This is a genomic window from Aquirufa sp. ROCK2-A2, assembly GCF_054558485.1.
Map to the genome: position 1 here is coordinate 595,351 of NZ_JBPXKA010000001.1, position 17,282 is coordinate 612,632.

Annotated in this window: 18 protein-coding genes; 11 read left to right on the forward strand and 7 right to left on the reverse strand. The window is 35.4% G+C overall.

Annotated features, from left to right (window positions below; all coding sequences use genetic code 11):
- Positions 1-8: 8 nt before the first annotated feature.
- Both V7S76_RS02555 and V7S76_RS02560 read right to left on the reverse strand, forming a co-directional pair.
- The gene (locus tag V7S76_RS02555; RefSeq protein WP_459508441.1) at positions 9-596 is read right to left on the reverse strand and encodes a lipoprotein signal peptidase; all 588 of its coding nucleotides are present in this window, start codon (positions 594-596) and stop codon (positions 9-11) included.
- A complete protein-coding gene (locus V7S76_RS02560) occupies positions 586-1,794 on the reverse strand; it encodes a proline dehydrogenase family protein (RefSeq protein ID WP_459508442.1) in 1,209 nt (402 codons plus the stop codon). Before V7S76_RS02560 ends, V7S76_RS02555 begins: the two co-directional genes overlap by 11 nt.
- A gap of 116 nt (positions 1,795-1,910) precedes the next feature.
- Between V7S76_RS02560 and V7S76_RS02565 the strand changes: the two genes are divergently transcribed.
- The gene (locus V7S76_RS02565) at positions 1,911-3,005 is read left to right on the forward strand and encodes a chorismate mutase (RefSeq protein ID WP_459508443.1); all 1,095 of its coding nucleotides are present in this window, start codon (positions 1,911-1,913) and stop codon (positions 3,003-3,005) included.
- A 206-nt stretch (positions 3,006-3,211) separates the two neighbouring features.
- Here V7S76_RS02565 and V7S76_RS02570 read toward each other — a convergent pair whose 3' ends face one another.
- Positions 3,212-4,117 (reverse strand): DMT family transporter, encoded by a 906-nt coding sequence (locus V7S76_RS02570; RefSeq protein WP_459508444.1) that lies wholly within the window; start codon positions 4,115-4,117, stop codon positions 3,212-3,214.
- 73 nt (positions 4,118-4,190) lie between these two features.
- Between V7S76_RS02570 and V7S76_RS02575 the strand changes: the two genes are divergently transcribed.
- From V7S76_RS02575 to gatC, 4 genes are read left to right on the forward strand one after another with little or no spacing between them, the layout of a single operon-like run.
- Entirely contained in the window at positions 4,191-4,562 is a 372-nt protein-coding gene (locus V7S76_RS02575; protein WP_459508445.1) for a RidA family protein, read from the forward strand.
- An 8-nt stretch (positions 4,563-4,570) separates the two neighbouring features.
- On the forward strand, positions 4,571-6,079 hold the full coding sequence (gltX, locus tag V7S76_RS02580; RefSeq protein ID WP_459508446.1) for a glutamate--tRNA ligase: 1,509 nt from the start codon (positions 4,571-4,573) through the stop codon (positions 6,077-6,079).
- Positions 6,079-6,273 (forward strand): hypothetical protein, encoded by a 195-nt coding sequence (locus tag V7S76_RS02585; protein ID WP_459508447.1) that lies wholly within the window; start codon positions 6,079-6,081, stop codon positions 6,271-6,273. Before gltX ends, V7S76_RS02585 begins: the two co-directional genes overlap by 1 nt.
- Positions 6,260-6,547 carry an Asp-tRNA(Asn)/Glu-tRNA(Gln) amidotransferase subunit GatC gene (gatC, locus tag V7S76_RS02590; RefSeq protein ID WP_459508448.1) on the forward strand — a complete coding sequence of 96 codons (288 nt, stop codon included), beginning with the start codon at positions 6,260-6,262 and terminating at the stop codon, positions 6,545-6,547. The genes V7S76_RS02585 and gatC overlap by 14 nt, the downstream gene beginning before the upstream one ends.
- Positions 6,548-6,623: 76 nt before the next feature.
- On the opposite strand, the gene aroB is transcribed toward gatC, so the two are convergent.
- A complete protein-coding gene (gene aroB / locus V7S76_RS02595) occupies positions 6,624-7,649 on the reverse strand; it encodes a 3-dehydroquinate synthase (protein ID WP_459508449.1) in 1,026 nt (341 codons plus the stop codon).
- Positions 7,650-7,793: 144 nt separating this feature from the next.
- On the opposite strand from aroB, the gene V7S76_RS02600 reads away from it, so the two are divergent.
- From V7S76_RS02600 to V7S76_RS02610, 3 genes are all read left to right on the forward strand, one after another.
- Positions 7,794-8,777, forward strand: a complete 984-nt coding sequence (locus V7S76_RS02600; RefSeq protein WP_459508450.1) for a pyruvate dehydrogenase complex E1 component subunit beta — start codon at positions 7,794-7,796, stop codon at positions 8,775-8,777.
- A 243-nt stretch (positions 8,778-9,020) separates the two neighbouring features.
- Complete coding sequence (locus tag V7S76_RS02605) at positions 9,021-9,692, forward strand: hypothetical protein (protein ID WP_459508451.1); 672 nt, start codon at positions 9,021-9,023, stop codon at positions 9,690-9,692.
- A gap of 11 nt (positions 9,693-9,703) precedes the next feature.
- Positions 9,704-9,916, forward strand: coding sequence for a hypothetical protein (locus tag V7S76_RS02610; RefSeq protein WP_459508452.1), 213 nt, complete (start codon positions 9,704-9,706; stop codon positions 9,914-9,916).
- 76 nt (positions 9,917-9,992) lie between these two features.
- Here V7S76_RS02610 and V7S76_RS02615 read toward each other — a convergent pair whose 3' ends face one another.
- Positions 9,993-11,465 (reverse strand): Do family serine endopeptidase, encoded by a 1,473-nt coding sequence (locus V7S76_RS02615; RefSeq protein WP_459508453.1) that lies wholly within the window; start codon positions 11,463-11,465, stop codon positions 9,993-9,995.
- Between the two features lie 280 nt (positions 11,466-11,745).
- Here V7S76_RS02615 and lysS point away from each other — a divergent pair, with 280 nt between their 5' ends.
- Positions 11,746-13,467, forward strand: coding sequence for a lysine--tRNA ligase (gene lysS, locus V7S76_RS02620; protein WP_459508454.1), 1,722 nt, complete (start codon positions 11,746-11,748; stop codon positions 13,465-13,467).
- A gap of 287 nt (positions 13,468-13,754) precedes the next feature.
- Here lysS and V7S76_RS02625 read toward each other — a convergent pair whose 3' ends face one another.
- Positions 13,755-13,949, reverse strand: a complete 195-nt coding sequence (locus V7S76_RS02625) for a cold-shock protein (protein WP_395783928.1) — start codon at positions 13,947-13,949, stop codon at positions 13,755-13,757.
- A gap of 321 nt (positions 13,950-14,270) precedes the next feature.
- Between V7S76_RS02625 and V7S76_RS02630 the strand changes: the two genes are divergently transcribed.
- A complete protein-coding gene (locus tag V7S76_RS02630; RefSeq protein ID WP_459508455.1) occupies positions 14,271-14,492 on the forward strand; it encodes a PspC domain-containing protein in 222 nt (73 codons plus the stop codon).
- Here V7S76_RS02630 and V7S76_RS02635 read toward each other — a convergent pair.
- The gene (locus V7S76_RS02635) at positions 14,489-15,478 is read right to left on the reverse strand and encodes a glycosyltransferase family 2 protein (protein ID WP_459508456.1); all 990 of its coding nucleotides are present in this window, start codon (positions 15,476-15,478) and stop codon (positions 14,489-14,491) included. The two genes, V7S76_RS02630 and V7S76_RS02635, sit on opposite strands and share 4 nt — an antisense overlap.
- Before the next feature lie 99 nt (positions 15,479-15,577).
- Between V7S76_RS02635 and V7S76_RS02640 the strand changes: the two genes are divergently transcribed.
- Positions 15,578-17,281: an amino acid permease gene (locus V7S76_RS02640; protein WP_459508457.1), complete on the forward strand. Its 1,704-nt coding sequence runs from the start codon at positions 15,578-15,580 to the stop codon at positions 17,279-17,281.
- The last annotated feature ends 1 nt before the right edge of the window (position 17,282 follow it).

Below are 17,282 nucleotides of genomic sequence, written 5' to 3' on the forward strand. Positions count from 1 at the left end.
ACAAGGTATTATTTTTCTGCTTCTCCGAAAAATTTATTTTGAAAGATAAGAATGGCTACCACGCCACAAAAAATGGAAGCATCAGCAAAATTAAAGATAGGAGTTGAATAATAGGTTCCTCCCCAAAGTGGAATCCATTCGGGTAAAGTGCCTTCCCAAAAATCAAAGAAGAACATGTCAATTACTTGGCCATGGAACCAAGTAAAAGGCGCTGATTCGGGTGCATTACCCAGCCAAACACCGTAAAAAATTGAGTCAATTAAATTTCCGATGGCTCCACCTAATATCATAGCCACGCAAATCAATAAACCTTTGTGTGAATTTTTTTGAGTTAAATTATATAAACCATATCCTATTCCGAACATTGCGATAATGCGAAAGCTCGTTAACATGAGTTTTCCATAAATGGAACCTAGTTGAATTCCAAAAGCCATACCAGGATTTAAGGTGTAGTGTAACTTAACAAACGATCCAATGATTTCAATTTGACCAAAATAACCGGGTTCCATGTAAAAATGAACCGCCATTTTGATGGCTTGGTCAAGAGCTATGACCAATAAACTAATTAAAAAGTACTTCAATGTATTATTTTTCATTATTATTTCTTCTCGTCACTTCTTTTTGTAATAAGGCAAATTCTCTGGAAGTTTGTCCAGCTATCGAACTGTTCTCTTCTGCTCTTCTGAATAAATAAGGCATTACAGCATCAATGGGTCCGTAAGGTACATATTTTGCTACATTATACCCATTGGAAGCCAAGTTATAGCTAATATTATCAGACATGCCCAAAAGTTGTGCAAAATAAATATTAGGATGATTTTTTTCAATGGATTTTTGATTCATTAAATCGCACAATAGCACACAACTTTCTTCATTGTGAGTCCCAATGCAAAAATGGATAATTGGTAAATTATTCAAACAATGACTTAAACCAAGATTGAAATCTTTGTCAGTTGCTGATTTTTCCTTGTGAATAGGTTCCGAATATTCTTCTTCATGTGCCCTTTGCCTTTCTTTCTCCAAATAGGCACCTCTTACCAATTTAGCGCCCAAAAAGTAATTCTCTTTTTGTGCATTTTCTGTAGCCAAACGTAAATTATCCAACATATCAACTCGGTACATCTGATAGGTATTATAGATGATGGCTTTACTTGAGTTGAACTTTTTCATCATGGTATAGGCTAATTCATCAATGGAATTTTGAATCCAACTTTCTTCTGCGTCGATGAATAATTTTACATCTAATTCCGATGAATATTGACATATTTCCAATAAATAAGTTTTGCTTTCTTCGAAATTTTCTAGTTCAGTTGGTGAAAATTCTTGTTCGGCCTGAAATTTCTCTAAAAGTTCTGAATTAAAAATGCCTGTTATTTTGAAAACGGCGAAAGGAATGGAAGCGCTTTTATGTGCTTTTTCAATGGTTTTAAGTATTTCATTCTTAGTGGATAAGAAGGATTTTTGGCTTTCTTCTCCCTCCACCGAATAATCTAAAATCGTCCCTATGTTTGATTCTTCTAATTTTTTTATAGTAGAATTACATTCTTCGATACTTTCTCCACCACAGAATTGTTGGAAAATAGTGATTTTTATGAGTTTTTTTATCGGAAAATGAAGAAAAAGGAATAGTTTGATAAAAAAAGTCCCTAACTTTACAAGCCAATTTAAGTTCATAATGGCGAAAATCCAGTATGATTTAGTTAATTGAAAATTGTTTTTGGAAGCAAATGCAATTTGGGTATCTTCAAAAGATAAATTGATTTGATTTGTTTCCGATGAAGTTGTTTGTTCCATTATTTTTGAAATAGCTTGCAAATATAAGAGAATAAGTTTTACCTGAAATCGGTTTTTTTTAGAAATTAGTTATAATACATATTTGAGCGAAGGCTCTAGTTAACCTTAGAATTATTATGAATGCCAATTTAGAAATAGTGCCAATGAATGAATGGATCAATACAGATGGAAATCCATTGATCATTGCAGGTCCATGTTCGGCTGAAACAGAAGAACAAGTATTAGAAACAGCTCGCCGTATCAAAGCGGAGGGTTATGCACACATCATGCGTGCAGGTGTTTGGAAACCTCGTACTCGTCCAGGTAGTTTTGAAGGAATGGGAGAACCCGCTTTAAAATGGTTAGTGGAAGCTAAAAAAGAAACTGGATTGCCATTAGCGATTGAAGTTGCAACTCCAGAGCACATTGAATTAGCATTAAAATATGGAGTGGACGTTTTGTGGATTGGTGCTCGTACCACTGTTAATCCATTTAACGTACAAGATTTAGCAGATGCATTAAAAGGTGTGGATGTTCCAGTTTTAGTAAAAAATCCGGTAAATCCAGATTTAGCACTATGGGTTGGTGCATTTGAGCGTTTGCAAAATTCTGGTATTAAAAAATTAGGCGCGATTCACCGTGGTTTTTCGAATGCACAAGAAACGAAATATAGAAATTCTCCGATGTGGGCGATGGCTGTTGAATTAAAGCGTTTGTTTCCTCAAATGCCTTTAATTGGTGACCCATCTCACATGGCTGGAAAACGTGCATATTTAGCAGAGTTATCTCAAAGAATTTTGGATTTGAATTACGATGGTATGATCATTGAATCTCACCGTGATCCAGATGCAGCTTGGTCAGATGCCGCTCAACAATTAACTCCAGAGCAATTGGGCGAAATGTTACGTTCCTTGGATGTAAGAAAATCAAATTATGGATCTGATTTCTCCAATGAATTAGCATCACTTCGTGAGAAAATAGATAACATTGATCGTGAATTATTAGAGGTTTTAGCTGCTCGTATGTCTGTGGTTGAACGTTTAGGAGAATACAAACGCGATAACAATGTAGCTGTATTGCAATTAGATCGTTGGAAACAAGTTCACGGTGACCGTGCTACTCAAGCAAAAGGTTTAGGATTGTATCCAGAATTTATCGAAGAATTATTCAAACTTGTTCACTTAGAATCTATTCGTAAGCAAACAGAGGTAATGAATACCACGACAGCTTAAGAATTAAAAGAGAAAAGAGAAATGAGAAAAGAGGAAAGAGGGTCTAAATGACATCTTTTTCCTCTTTTTTTATATCAAACAAAATTATTTCTCTGACCATTTACCTCTTATTTATCCTCCAGCTTTCAGAGCCTCAGCCATCGGATACTAAAACCTATTACCTATTATCTATTACCTTTTACCTATTACCTATTACCTTTTACCTTTTACCTATTACCTCTAATACTAACTTGGTAACTTCCTACAAGTACCAATCCCATACCGATTAATCCTACCCAAGTTGGTATCCCGTGCCCAATAAATAGTTCAATAATAATCGAAAATAACACACTGCTATTTCCAACCGCTCCTACAATACTTGTTTTCTCAAATCTCAACGCTTGAGTCGTAAAGCTTTGGACGCCCAAGGCTAATAAGCCTAAAATGATAATTTTCAGCCATTCAATTCCCTTTGGTTGTACCCATTGGGCAATCCAAAAATTGGGAGTAAAACCAAAGTGAGTACCCAATATCAGTGAAATGCTTGAAGCGGTAAAGCCTGCAGCCATAAAGGAAAAAATTACCCATCTTGAATCATAGTAATTTTGAGCCTCTTTAATCGCTATGTATCCCAAGGCGGTGCCCACTGCATATAAAATTCCAATACTATGTTTTTGCCATCCTACCGCTGTGTCTGGTCTGAAAATTAATAGAATCCCATAAAAACCCATTAATAAATACAAGACTTGCTTTCCTGATAGTTTTTCGGACGGTATCCAAATGAAAGTGAAAATGGCAATAAACAAGGGGAAAGCCTGTCCATAAGTGTTGGTTAACGACAATCCCAAATGTTCTAAGGCATAAAACAAACAATACAACGTAAAGGCACCTAAAAATCCTCGGTAGATTAAAAAACCTAATCGTCCGCCTTTCTGAATGGTTGGTTTCATGAGAATACTCCCAATTAAAAAAGGTAGTCCAATCATATTTCGAAATAATACCAATTCAATGGAAGGAAATACCTTATTCATATCTTTTGCCAATGCAGACATCAATGCGAAGCATAATGAAGACAATAACATGAATAAAATTCCTTTTTTAGCAAATAAGAAATGTTGGATTTTTTTAATCATTTAAATGGGTAATGCCTTGGTGGATTCGGGAATTAGCAACAAATTTTGGTAACTTGCATTTCTTTTCAAAGTTATGACAAAAAAAATCATTTTATCGAATGCCGCCCCAGCGCCAATCGGCCCTTATTCACAAGCTGTTTTGATAGGGAATGTATTATATGTATCCGGTCAAATTGCTTTAGCTACTTTTGAGGCTGGAGCCAGTATTGAAGAAGAGACTGATCAAGTGATGAAAAATATCGATGCTGTATTATCAGAGGCTGGTTTCACTTTTGATCATGTGGTCAAATGTTCCATCTTTGTCAAAAATATGAACGATTTTGCAGCCATAAATGGTGTGTATGGTAAATATTTTACCGAAAATCCTCCAGCTAGAGAAACGGTTGAGGTGGCTCGTTTACCTAAAGACGTTCGTGTTGAAATTTCTTGTATTGCCCATAAATAATCAAATTCATGTCATTACCCGTTCGAGTTCGTTTTGCACCTAGTCCAACAGGACCTTTACACATTGGTGGAGTACGTACTGCTTTATATAATTATCTGCTTGCTCGTCAAACAGGAGGAAAGTTTTTATTGCGTATTGAAGATACAGACCAAACTCGATTTGTGCCTGGCGCTGAACAATATATTTTGGATAGCCTTGCCTGGTTAGGAATAATGCCAGACGAAGGTGTTGGTGTTGGTGGACCTCATGAACCATATCGTCAAAGTGAAAGAAAGGATCTTTACAAGCAATACGCTGATCAATTATTGAAAGATGGAAAAGCCTATTATGCTTTTGACTCATCCGAAGAATTGGACGCCATGCGTGCCCAATTTGAGAGTCAAGGTTCAGCTTTTCAATACAATGCTTTAACTCGTGTTAAATTACGGAATTCATTGTCCTTGACCGAAAATGAGGTTCAAGCACTCTTGAATTCCCATACTCCTTATGTTATTCGTTTGAAAGTTCCTGCCAAAGGTGAGATTCGTTTTCAGGACAGCATCCGCGATTGGGTACATGTTCATACTTCCAGTATTGATGACAAAGTTTTGATGAAATCGGATGGTATGCCGACTTACCATTTAGCCAATGTGGTGGATGATCATATCATGGAAATTACCCATGTCATTCGTGGAGAAGAATGGTTGCCTTCAGCGCCTTTACATATTTTACTATACCAAGCTTTTGGTTGGACAGCTCCAACTTTTGCACATTTACCTTTGTTGTTAAAACCGGAAGGAAATGGCAAACTGTCCAAAAGAGATGCAGATTTAGGTGGTTTTCCTGTTTTTCCTTTGGAATGGACAGACCCTATTTCTGGGACTATTTCAAAAGGTTTCAAGCAAGAAGGCTATTTGCCTGATGCCACTTTGAATTTCTTAGCTTTCTTAGGCTGGAATCCAGGGACCGAACAAGAATTATTTAGTTTAGAAGAATTAGTTCAGGCATTTTCGTTGGAAAGAATCAACAAAGCAGGTGCAAAATTTGATGTCAAAAAGGCTCAATGGTTCAATGAACAATATTTGAAAAAATCCGATATTCATCAATTGGCCAGTGATTTTTTACCTGGTTTGGAAAAAGGACAAGCGGAGGCATTTGTGAAATTATTCATTGATCGAATTACTTATCCAAAGGATTTACAAGTTCTAGTGGATGATTTTAATTCATTTCCCGGAGATTATGATGAAGCTGTCATCGCCAATAAGTGGAATGTTGAAGCTCAGCAAGGATTAGAATTGATTTTACAGAATTTACCAAGTTGTCATGATAATTGGAAAGCCGAACAAATCAAAGAATGTATTCACCATACTTTAGAGGCCGCAGGAATTAAAATGGGAAAGGTTATGCAAATTTTACGAGTTGCTTTGAGTGGCAAAGGAGCAGGTCCGGATTTGATGATTTCCATGGAACTTTGGGGCAAGGAATCGGTGTTTGAACGATTGTCATTAGCTATGGAAAAATTCCCTAAACTATCATAATGAAAAAGAAAGGTCCAGTAAAGTCCGAAACCAAAGTACCTAAAGTACATCCCGACTTAGAGGGTTTTGAATTGAATATTGATTCATTTGGACAAATTATTTCCAACCTGGATCGTGATAAAATAAATGCATTTTTGGATAAAGAAATGCCAGAAGATAAAAAAATAAGATCAAAGGAAGATGAAGGTAACTAAGCAAGACGTTGAAAAAATTGCTCATTTGGCTCGTTTGGAATTAGATCCAAACAAAACAGATGAGATTCAAACTTCGATCAATAAAGTATTGGATTGGATGGAAGCTTTGAATCAAGTAGATACGACAGGCGTAGAACCCTTGGTTCATATTACCCCTGCCATCAATCAATTCAGAGAAGATGTCGCTATTCAGAAATTAGATCGACAAACCGCATTAGATTTAGCGCCTGATGCTAATGATCAATATTTTAAAGTTCCGCAGGTGATAGAGTAGATGAGAGGAAAAAGGTAAAAGGTAATAGGTAATAGGTAATAGTTTTTTTTTCTTTTACCTATTACCTTTTACCTCATCAAAGGTAGTACTCCAGCGCTTTTTTCATCTCGGATTTGCTGACTGGAATGTCATAACCACAATCTCCAATTCCTGTTAAAAGCGAGAATCGAACCTCATTTCCTTTGTTCTTTTTGTCTTGTAGGGTTAAGTCAATGATAGACTGTATTTCACTTTCTGCTAATTCGACTTTGCCATAAGTGGCAAATAAGTATGCTTCAATCGATTCCAATTCATCTAAACTAATCAAAGATCTTTGGTAGGAAAGAAATGCTTCCGTAATCATTCCCACGGCCACGGCTTCTCCGTGCAAAATTCGACGTTTTCCTTTATCTAAAAGAAATGTTTCAACGGCATGCCCTAAGGTATGGCCAAAGTTTAAGATTTTCCTAAGTCCAGCTTCTTTAGGGTCTTCAGCTACTACCGCTTTTTTAATATCAACAGAATGGCCAACTAATTTGGCTATATCTACCCTGTCCCAATCTTGTTTACTGATTTCGTACCATTGGTCTGCATCACGAATTAAGCAATGCTTGATAATTTCTGCATATCCAGAACGTTTTTCTCGCCAATCCAATGTTTCTGTAAAGCTTGGGTCAATTAAAACCGTTTTGGGTAATTGAAATACACCAATGTGATTTTTAAATCCATGGAAATCAATTCCTAATTTTCCACCTACACTCGCATCTACTTGAGCCAAAACAGTTGTTGGTATCTGGATAAAATCGATTCCTCTTTTGTATGTGGATGCACAAAAACCACCTAAATCGCCAATCACACCGCCACCTAAATTGATTAATAAACCATGGCGGTCCATGTTTGCTTTGGTCATGGCTTCCCATACTTTTTCACAGGTGCCCATATGCTTATTTCCTTCTCCCGATTTGATGACAATTTTGGTGAATTTTTTAGGTAAAAATGAAAGCACTTTAGGTAAGCAATGTTTTTGAGTGTTTTCATCCACTAAAACTGCAACAAAAGAATAATCATTTTGACTTAAAAAATCTGGTAAAGACGAGGAAATAGGGGCAATATGAACAGACATGCTTGTGAAAATTTGTATTTAATATCAAAAATACCACGAAAATATTAAAATGAGTGATTTATCGAATATTTTTGGTTTTGTGGTATGCGATTTCTTAGCTAATTTTGCGCTCGGTTGGGATTTTCCAAGACGCTTTATATTATTATGAGAGAAATTCAATTTAGAGAAGCCTTGCGTGAGGCCATGCAAGAAGAAATGCGAAGAGATTCATCTGTTTTTTTAATGGGTGAGGAAGTAGCTGAGTACAATGGTGCTTATAAAGTTTCACAAGGTATGTTGGATGAGTTTGGTCCTGAACGTGTAATCGATACTCCCATTGCTGAATTAGGTTTCGGCGGAATTGGGGTTGGTGCAGCCGCGAATGGATTGCGTCCAATTGTCGAGTTTATGACTTTCAATTTCTCTTTGGTTGCGATTGATCAAGTGATCAACTCGGCTTCTAAATTAATGTCGATGTCGGGTGGTCAATATTCTTGCCCAATTGTATTTCGTGGTCCTACAGGGAATGCCGGACAATTATCTTCTCAACACTCTTCTAATTTTGAGAACTGGTTTGCTAACACTCCTGGTTTAAAAGTAGTTGTACCAGCTAATCCAGCCGATGCAAAAGGTTTATTGAAAGCATCCATCCGCGATAATGATCCGGTAATTTTCATGGAATCTGAATTGATGTATGGAGATAAAGGTTTGGTTCCAGATGGTGAATATTTAATTCCAATTGGTAAAGCTAATATTGTTAAGCCTGGTAAAGATGTAACCATTGTTAGTTTTGGTAAAATGATTTCAAGAGTGGTTTTGCCAGCAATTGAAGAATTGGAAAAACAAGGAATTTCTTGTGAATTAATTGATTTGCGTAGCGTTCGTCCTATTGATTATCCTGCTGTAGTAGAATCAGTGAAGAAAACCAATCGTTGCGTAGTAGTGGAAGAAGCGAATCCTCTAGCGGCTATTTCTTCTGAAATTGCCTATCATTTACAACGTTGGGCTTTTGATTATTTAGATGCTCCAGTGATTCGTGTGAACTCAAAGGATTTACCTTTGCCTTATGCTCCGACTTTGATTGAAGAAATCTTACCAAGTATTGAGCGTACCATTCAAGCAGTTAAAACGGTAACTTATAAGAAATAGATTTACCTTATCAGATAATATCAAAGAACACATTGGGCGACTGATGTGTTCTTTTTTTTAAGGTTTAGCAAATATTTCGTTGATATTTGTCATTTTTCAAAGAGAGTTTTTGTGTTATTTTGAAATTTGATTAGTTTTTATTTGTGTTTTCAAAATCGTTTTTTTTTTTTGACAATCTCTTGCAAGGTTTGGTCAAAGTAAATAACCATTAATATTTACTAATCACTATAAATAATTTGTCAAATGAAACTTATTTTTAAAAAATATCTAAATGGATGGATATCAATTGTATTAATTAAGTTAGTTGTTTTAGCTTCAGTAATATTATTAAATTCATGTGAAAAGAATACTGAGATAATTGAAACATCTGCTCAAAAAGAATCAATTCAAAAATTTGAAAATATTGCTAAACAAACTACTTTTAAATTAAAGAATTCTCTTACTAATAGAATGTCCGTCATGAATGTTAATCGTAAAGATACTCTGAGCAAGGAAATCATGACGGAAATTGAGGCGAAAAGTAAATTATTACCTTTGTTGGAAGCTTCAAAGGAGCTTTTACTTAGTTATGGTATTGATGAAGCTGAAATTTCAGAAAGTCTAGATAAAGATGATCCAAGAATTATAGTTCTTAGTTTAGCGATTTTTAGTTCCAAATTTAAAAACCAAGACGTAGCTTTAAACTTAAATAGTATTCTAGGTACTGAATTGTATGCAAATAAAGCTGATCCTGATGTGCTTGAGTGTGCGTTGAAGGCAGGAGGTGTAAAAACTCTTTATGAAATTTTTAAAGATGGAGTGGTGACTAAAGCTGTTTTAAAAAAGGCTTTAAAAACGATTGCGAAAAAATATATTGGAGCGGTTGGAATTGCTTTCGGACTATATGAATTCGGTTCTTGTATGGAATGGTACTAAACAAATTATTTATGAAAAACAAACACGGAGTATTATATAATTCAATATTTCATTTAGCTCTATTTTTAGGTTCGTCATATCATATACTCAGTCATTTTTCTGAATATTTCCATGATCCATCCTTCAAAGATTTATTTGCTGCATTTGTGGTTGTTCCGTTGCTAGGATATGCTGGAATATCGGATTTGGTGAAGACCATACGCTTATGGAAAAATGATAATTGAGCGATTAAAATTTAACTTATTAGCAAAAAAAAAGCCCCAGAATTTCTGGGGCTTTTTTGATTTGAACCTCAAACCATTACAGAACATAGATGAATCGGGAGCCATCTACATCAATTCCTTCTAACTTGATTCTTCCTTTTCTAGCTTCCAATAATTCGATAGCTTCCTTCGGGTTATTCACGGGTTTATCATTGATTTTGGTAATGATAGAGCCTTTGTTAAGTCCATACATTTCTAAACGGCCATCGGCTAAAACTTCCACAACTTTCACTCCAGAAGAGATATTGAATTTTTCTTTGTCGGAACTTGAAAGATTACCAAATTTAGCTCCTAAAAATTCGGATTTAAATGATTCACTTGCATCACCTTTCAGGATAGATGTATTTCCATCTTTATTTTTCAAAATAACCGAAAACTCTTTGTTTTGTCCATCACGATTCACCGTTACATTAACTTTTTCACCTGGACGCTTGCTACCCACTAACTCCATTAATTTCGACAAGGTTTTGATTTCATTGCCTTCGATTTTGGTGATTACATCATTGATTTTAATACCAGCCTCTTTTGCAGCGCTATTCTCAGAGAATCCATTGACATAAACTCCCGAAGTGGTTTTTAAATCTTTTTCTTCTACTAATTTAGAATTGACATCTCTGATTTCAACACCCAAGAAACCTCTTTGAACATTGCCATATTTGATTAAATCTCCAGAAACTTTTTTCACAATGCTAACTGGAACGGCAAAAGAATAACCAGCAAATTGTCCAGTACGTGAATAGATCGCGGTATTGATACCAATTAATTCTCCTTTTAAATTAACCAGAGCTCCTCCTGAATTGCCAGGATTAACCGCAGCATCTGTTTGAATAAAAGATTCCAATGGATTTGCTGATTCTTCTGAATCTCGATCAATGATGTTTTGACGACCTTTTGCTGAAACGATACCAGCAGTTACGGTTGATTCTAAGTTAAATGGATTGCCTACTGCCAAAACCCACTCACCAACTCGCAAAGCATCGGAATCTCCGAAATTTAAGAAGGGAAGGTTAGTTGCTTTGATTTGAATCACGGCCAAATCGGATGCAGGATCTGTGGAAATAACTTTCGCTTTAAATTCTCTTTTATCATTTAGCATGACAGATACTTCTTCTGCTTCTGCGACTACGTGATTATTTGTTACAATGTAGCCATCTGCGCTGATAATTACGCCGGATCCTGAAGCTTCTTGTACTTGGGGTTGTCTACGACTTCCTCCACCAAATGGGTCGCCAAATCCAAAGAAGTCGTCAAATGGGCTGGATTGTCTACCCATGGATTTTTGTGCCATTTTTGTTTTGATGTGAACCACAGCTGGAGTTGTTTTCTCCGCGGCATAGGTGAAATCTCCGGGATTCCCAGGAACGGAAGTCGATGATACGGAAGTGGTGAATGCGGAAGGACCTTCAAAGTTAGATCCAGAATTACTTAGGTTGAATAATTGAAAGGCACCCAAGGTGATACCGCTAGATAAAAGTGCGATAACGACATAGGATTTAATTGAGTTTTTCATTTCCATTGCTATTAATCTTATTTAAGTTGAAAAATCTTGTTGCGAATTTAAACCAAAATATGAATGCTTTGTTTCTTCTTAACAAAAATTAAGGAATTTAAAGTAAGTTGTAAGACGGAATAATGATGTATGTTTTTTGATGTATGTAATAGGTATTATCTTATGAGGTAGTATTTAGAATCAACTTTGATATTCGAAGCTTGAATTGAGAGTTGTAAATTTTCATATCCCCTAATAAATAGCTAATTTTGCGTTTTATTTCATTCAAATTGAATACTCTATGATTTTAAGTGAGCAAGAACAGCTAAGAAGACAAAAACGTTTGGACTTAATGGCATTGGGCATAGATCCGTACCCTGCGGCGGAATATCCCGTTAACATTCAATCTTCTCAAATCATTTCAGAGTATAAACAGGAATTGAATAATTTCCAAGACGTTACTTTAGCAGGTCGATTGATGGGCTTTAGAATCATGGGAAATGCTTCTTTTGCTGAATTGCAAGATGCATCCGGTCGTATTCAATTGTATTTTCGAAGAGATGATCTTTGTCCAGGAGAGGATAAAACCCTTTACAATACTGTTTTTAAAAAATTATTGGATATTGGCGATATTATAGGTGTTAAAGGCTATGTTTTTACCACTCAAATGGGAGAAATATCTATCCATGTTCGAGAATTCACCATTTTGTCGAAAGCTTTAAAACCTTTACCTGTTGTTAAGGAAGCAGATGGTCAAACATTTGATGCTTTTTCAGATCCTGAAATGCGTTACCGTCAACGATATGTTGATTTAATTGTTAATCCCGGAATTAAGGATATTTTCATTAAACGTGCAAAGATTATTTCAACCATGCGTTCAATGTTTGATGAACGAGGATGGTTAGAAGTAGAAACACCCGTACTTCAAGCCGTTCATGGAGGAGCTTCAGCAAGGCCATTTAAAACGCATCACAATACCTTGGATATGCCATTGTATTTAAGAATTGCCAATGAGTTGTATTTAAAAAGATTGATCGTTGGTGGATTTGATGGCGTTTATGAATTCGGTAAAATGTTCAGAAATGAAGGAATGGATAGAACCCATAATCCAGAGTTTACATCCTTAGAATTTTATGTAGCCTACAAGGATTACCATTGGATGATGAATTTAACTGAATTGATTTTTGAAACAGTTGCAAAAACCTTGCATCAAAAAACAAAAATTCAGGTAGGAGAGAATGAAATTGAATTTGCAGGTCCTTATCCTCGTTTGACGATATCAGGTGCTATTTTACAATATTCTGGCGTGGATGTAGATGCTTTATCGGAAGATGAACTTCGTGCCAAATGTATATCGTTTGGGATGGAAGTGGATGAGCAAATGGGAAAAGGCAAATTGATTGATGAGTTATTCGGAGAAAAAGTGGAGGCCAATTTGATTCAGCCAACATTTATCACAGATTATCCAGTGGAGATGTCGCCTTTAACCAAGAAACATCGTTCAAAAGATGGATTGGTTGAGCGTTTTGAATTGTTTGTGAATGGTAAAGAAATAGCGAATGCCTATTCGGAATTAAATGATCCTATTGATCAAAAAGAGCGTTTTGAAGATCAATTGCGTTTAGCCGAAAAAGGAGACGATGAAGCAATGGCCATGGATCATGATTTTATTCGCTCTTTGGAATATGCTATGCCACCTACTTCGGGTATTGGAATTGGTATTGATCGATTAACGATGTTAATGACGAATCAAGCGTCTATCCAAGAAGTGCTATTTTTTCCTCAAATGAGACCGGAGGTAGTGAAAGAGGTGGATTCTGAACAAGATTTTAAAGATAGAGGAGTGGATGCCATTTGGATACCCGCTTTGCAAAAAATGGGAATTCTAACCATTGAGGCATTGAATGAAGCGAATCCTAATAAAGTATTCAATGATTTAGGCGGTATGCGCAAAAAATTAAAAATTGATGCTGCTATGCCAAGTAAAGAAGAGGTGGAGAAGTGGATTTTAAGAAATGGGTAGGGTCGACCCTTGCGGTCGACCTTAATTGTTTTCAATATATTTTTTTTCAAGAGAAATTTTTCAAATGATTTTTTTGAAAATGAAATTTTTTCAAAAAAGAGAAGAATGGATTTGTGATTGATTTAAAATGAATCACAAATAGTTAAAAAATGATCATAAAAAAAGCCCCCATTGCTGGAGGCTTTTTTGTTTCCCTTTAACTAGAGATCAATGTTGCAATCTTTTTAGGTAATCCTATATATATTGTTAGTTACTGATTTGCTCTAATCAAAAACAACGAAGAAAAATTAGATTTTCTTAACATTGATTGCGTTTGCACCACGTTTTCCGTCAGTTACCTCGTAAGAAACTGAATCGTTTTCACGAATAGTTACTCCGGATAAGCCAGTTACATGTACGAAGATGTCCTCACCTGTTTGATCATCTACGACGAAACCGAAACCTTTAGTTTCGTTAAAAAATTTTACTTTACCAGTTTGCATAAAAAAAAAGTTAAAAAATTAAAACCCAAAGAATTTAAACTGCACAAAAAAAGACTGGATGAATTTAGAATCAAGAAACTGGAATAATCAGAGGAGATACTAGAGACAGGAAGTCGAGAATTTTGAAGAATTAAATAATTTAAGTGTCCAAATGTATAAATAAAATAATTAGATGCAAGCATTTTGGAAATAAATTATTCAAAATTTACTATTTTTATTTTAATTATATAAATTATCAAATAAATAATTATATTATATTTATAAATTTGAATATTGAATTCCTCAGAAATAGTTTTATCTTTGTGTAAAATTTACTCATCAATGGAAAAGCTTAAATATTTTGTTGAAAATCAGGCTTTTGGAGTTTGTACTCGATTAGGGGAGAAGTTTAAAATTTCAACAAGCAGTATTCGCTTATATTTTATTTACACTTCCTTTATTACTATGGGTTCCCCCATCATTATTTATTTGATATTGGCATTTTGGATGAATATTCGCCGGTATTTACGTCAAAGAAATCATCCTTCCGTTTGGGATTTTTAATCCAAATCTAAAAATTTCTTGTTGCCTTTAAGGAAATACTGTAAAATGATCCATTTGGGATAAACTTCAACAGGATGCTTTTTACCTTTGAATATCTGTTTATTTGAATAAAATAAGAGGTAATGATAGAAACCAAAATGGGCTTTGATAATCGCCCAAGTATGTGAAAATTGTAAATTTGCGGCAAATTTAATTCCAGCTATTCCATCCAACAGTAATCTTAATCCAATGGTTTGGTATTTTTGCTCAACGTTTTTGTGCAACAAAATTAAGTTATTACGAAAGTTTAAATAAGTTTTGAAAGGGTTGTCTTGTTGTAAAGTACCACCTCCGACATGCAGAACTTCGCTTTCTGCCACCGCTGCACATTCATATCCCGCTCTCCTTAAACGCCAACATAAATCAATTTCTTCTTGATGGGCAAAGAAATACTCATCTAAACCGTCCACTTCCCAATATTTATTGGCATCCACCATTAAACATGCCCCACTTGCCCAATGCACCTTTGAACTTGTATATTGCCCTGTGTTTTTTTCCAGCGTATCAAAAATTCTTCCTCTGCAAAATGGATAGCCTATTTTATCTATGAATCCTCCAGCTGCTCCTGCATATTCAAAATAGTCAGGTTGAGCAAAGGATAATATAAAAGGTTGAGCAGCTGCGGTAGTTGGATTTTCTTTGAAATACTGAATAAGAGGAGAAAGCCAATTGGCTTTGGGTTCTATATCTGAATTCATCAAGACATAATAATCAGCTTTAATTTGTTTCAAAGCATGATTGTATCCTCCGGCATATCCGCGATTTTTATCTGAGGAAATTAATTTAATTTGAGGAAAATGGCTTTGAAGAAATAAAATGGAATCATCCGTCGAGCAATTATCAGCTATGTAAATTTCGCCTTCTGGGGAAGTTGAAATGACCTTTGGTAAAAATTTTTCCAAAAAATTTCGACCATTGAAATTCAAAATGACAATTGCTACCGACATATTTATAATTTGTCACAAAGGTAAAGGTTTTACTGAATTAGAATTTCAATGATAAAAATGTATTTTTACTTTTTATTAAATTTCATCCAACTAATACGAATGGCCAACTCAATTTTCCGAAAAAAATCCGTTGATAAAATTATTTCCGATCAAAAAGCTATTGAAAGTCTAGAGGGGCATTCGATGTTACGAAATTTAGGAGTTCGCGATTTAACATTTATGGGTGTGGCTGCCATCATTGGAGCAAGTATATTTTCAGCGATTGGTCAAGCATCTGCCAATGGTGGTCCTGCAGTATCTTTATTATTCGTATTTACAGCCTTAGCCTGTATGTTTACGGCTTTCTGTTATGCTAGATTTGCTTCGACAGTACCTATAAGCGGTTCAGCATATACGTATGCCTATACAAGTTTAGGGGAAATAGTTGCTTGGATTTTGGGTTGGAATTTATTATTGGAATATGCCATTTCCAATGTCGCGGTTGCTATTTCTTGGTCCAAATATTTTGTTGATTTGGTCGAAGGATTAGGAATACATGTTCCAGAATATTTAACCATGGATTATCTTTCTGCCAAAAGAGCTTTTGTTCAAGCGGAACCATTATTGTCTCAAGGTCAAGCTTTAGAAAGCTTGAGTGTGAATATACGAGAAGGTTATGTTGCTTTTTCTCATGCACCGACCATTTTTGGATGGCATTTTGTGGCCAATATTCCTGCTTTATTAATCACGGTAGCCATTACTTATTTAGTTTACATCGGAATTAAAGAAACCAAAAATATGAATAATGTTTTGGTCATACTGAAATTATTGGTCATTATGATTGTGGTTGGAGTAGGGGCATTTTATGTTCAAGTGGAAAATTGGACCCCTTTTGCTCCCAATGGAATTAGTGGTGTTTTGAAAAGCGTTGCCGCTGTATGTTTTGCCTATATCGGATTTGATTCTATTTCAACCACCGCTGAAGAATGTAAAGATCCACAAAGAGATATTCCAAAAGCCATGATGTGGGCTTTAATTATTTGCACCGTTTTGTATGTATTGGTGACTTTAGTATTAACAGGAATCGTGCCTTCTCAGTCTTTGGCTGGTATTGAGGATCCTTTGGCCTATATGTTTATGAAAGTAAATTTGCCTGGAGTTGCAGGGGTCGTTGCGGCAAGTGCGGTAATCGCATTAACCAGTGCCTTATTGGTTTATCAAATGGGTCAACCACGAATTTGGATGACTATGTCTAGAGATGGATTATTGCCAAAAGCATTTGCTCGAATTCATCCCAAATATCGCACTCCTTCTTTTTCAACGATCATGACTGGTGTTTTGGTGGGAATCCCTGCATTATTCGCCAATTTAGAGGAAGTGATTAATTTGAGTTCCATCGGAACCTTGTTTGCATTTGTTTTGGTGTGTGGAGGTGTTTTGGTGTTGGATTTAGATCCTGAAAATCAGAAGAAATCTAAATTTAAAATACCATATATCAATGCCAGCTATTGGGTAGGTTTAACTTGGTTAATTGCTATTTACTATACCTTTAAAGATATTGAATTAACATCTTATTTTTCGGGAGAAAGTAAAATGGATCATATCATCATGTTTGCCTTTTTGCTTATTTGGTTAGTAATGTCCATCTTCAGTGTCACCAAAAAATTGTCTTTAATTCCCATTTTAGGGCTTTTGGTGAATATGTATTTAATGACCCAAATGGGCGCTCAAAATTGGGAAAGGTTCACATATTGGTGCTTAGCAGGGATTATTATCTATTTTGCTTACAGTTATCGAAAAAGTAAATTGAGATCTGAAAACTAAG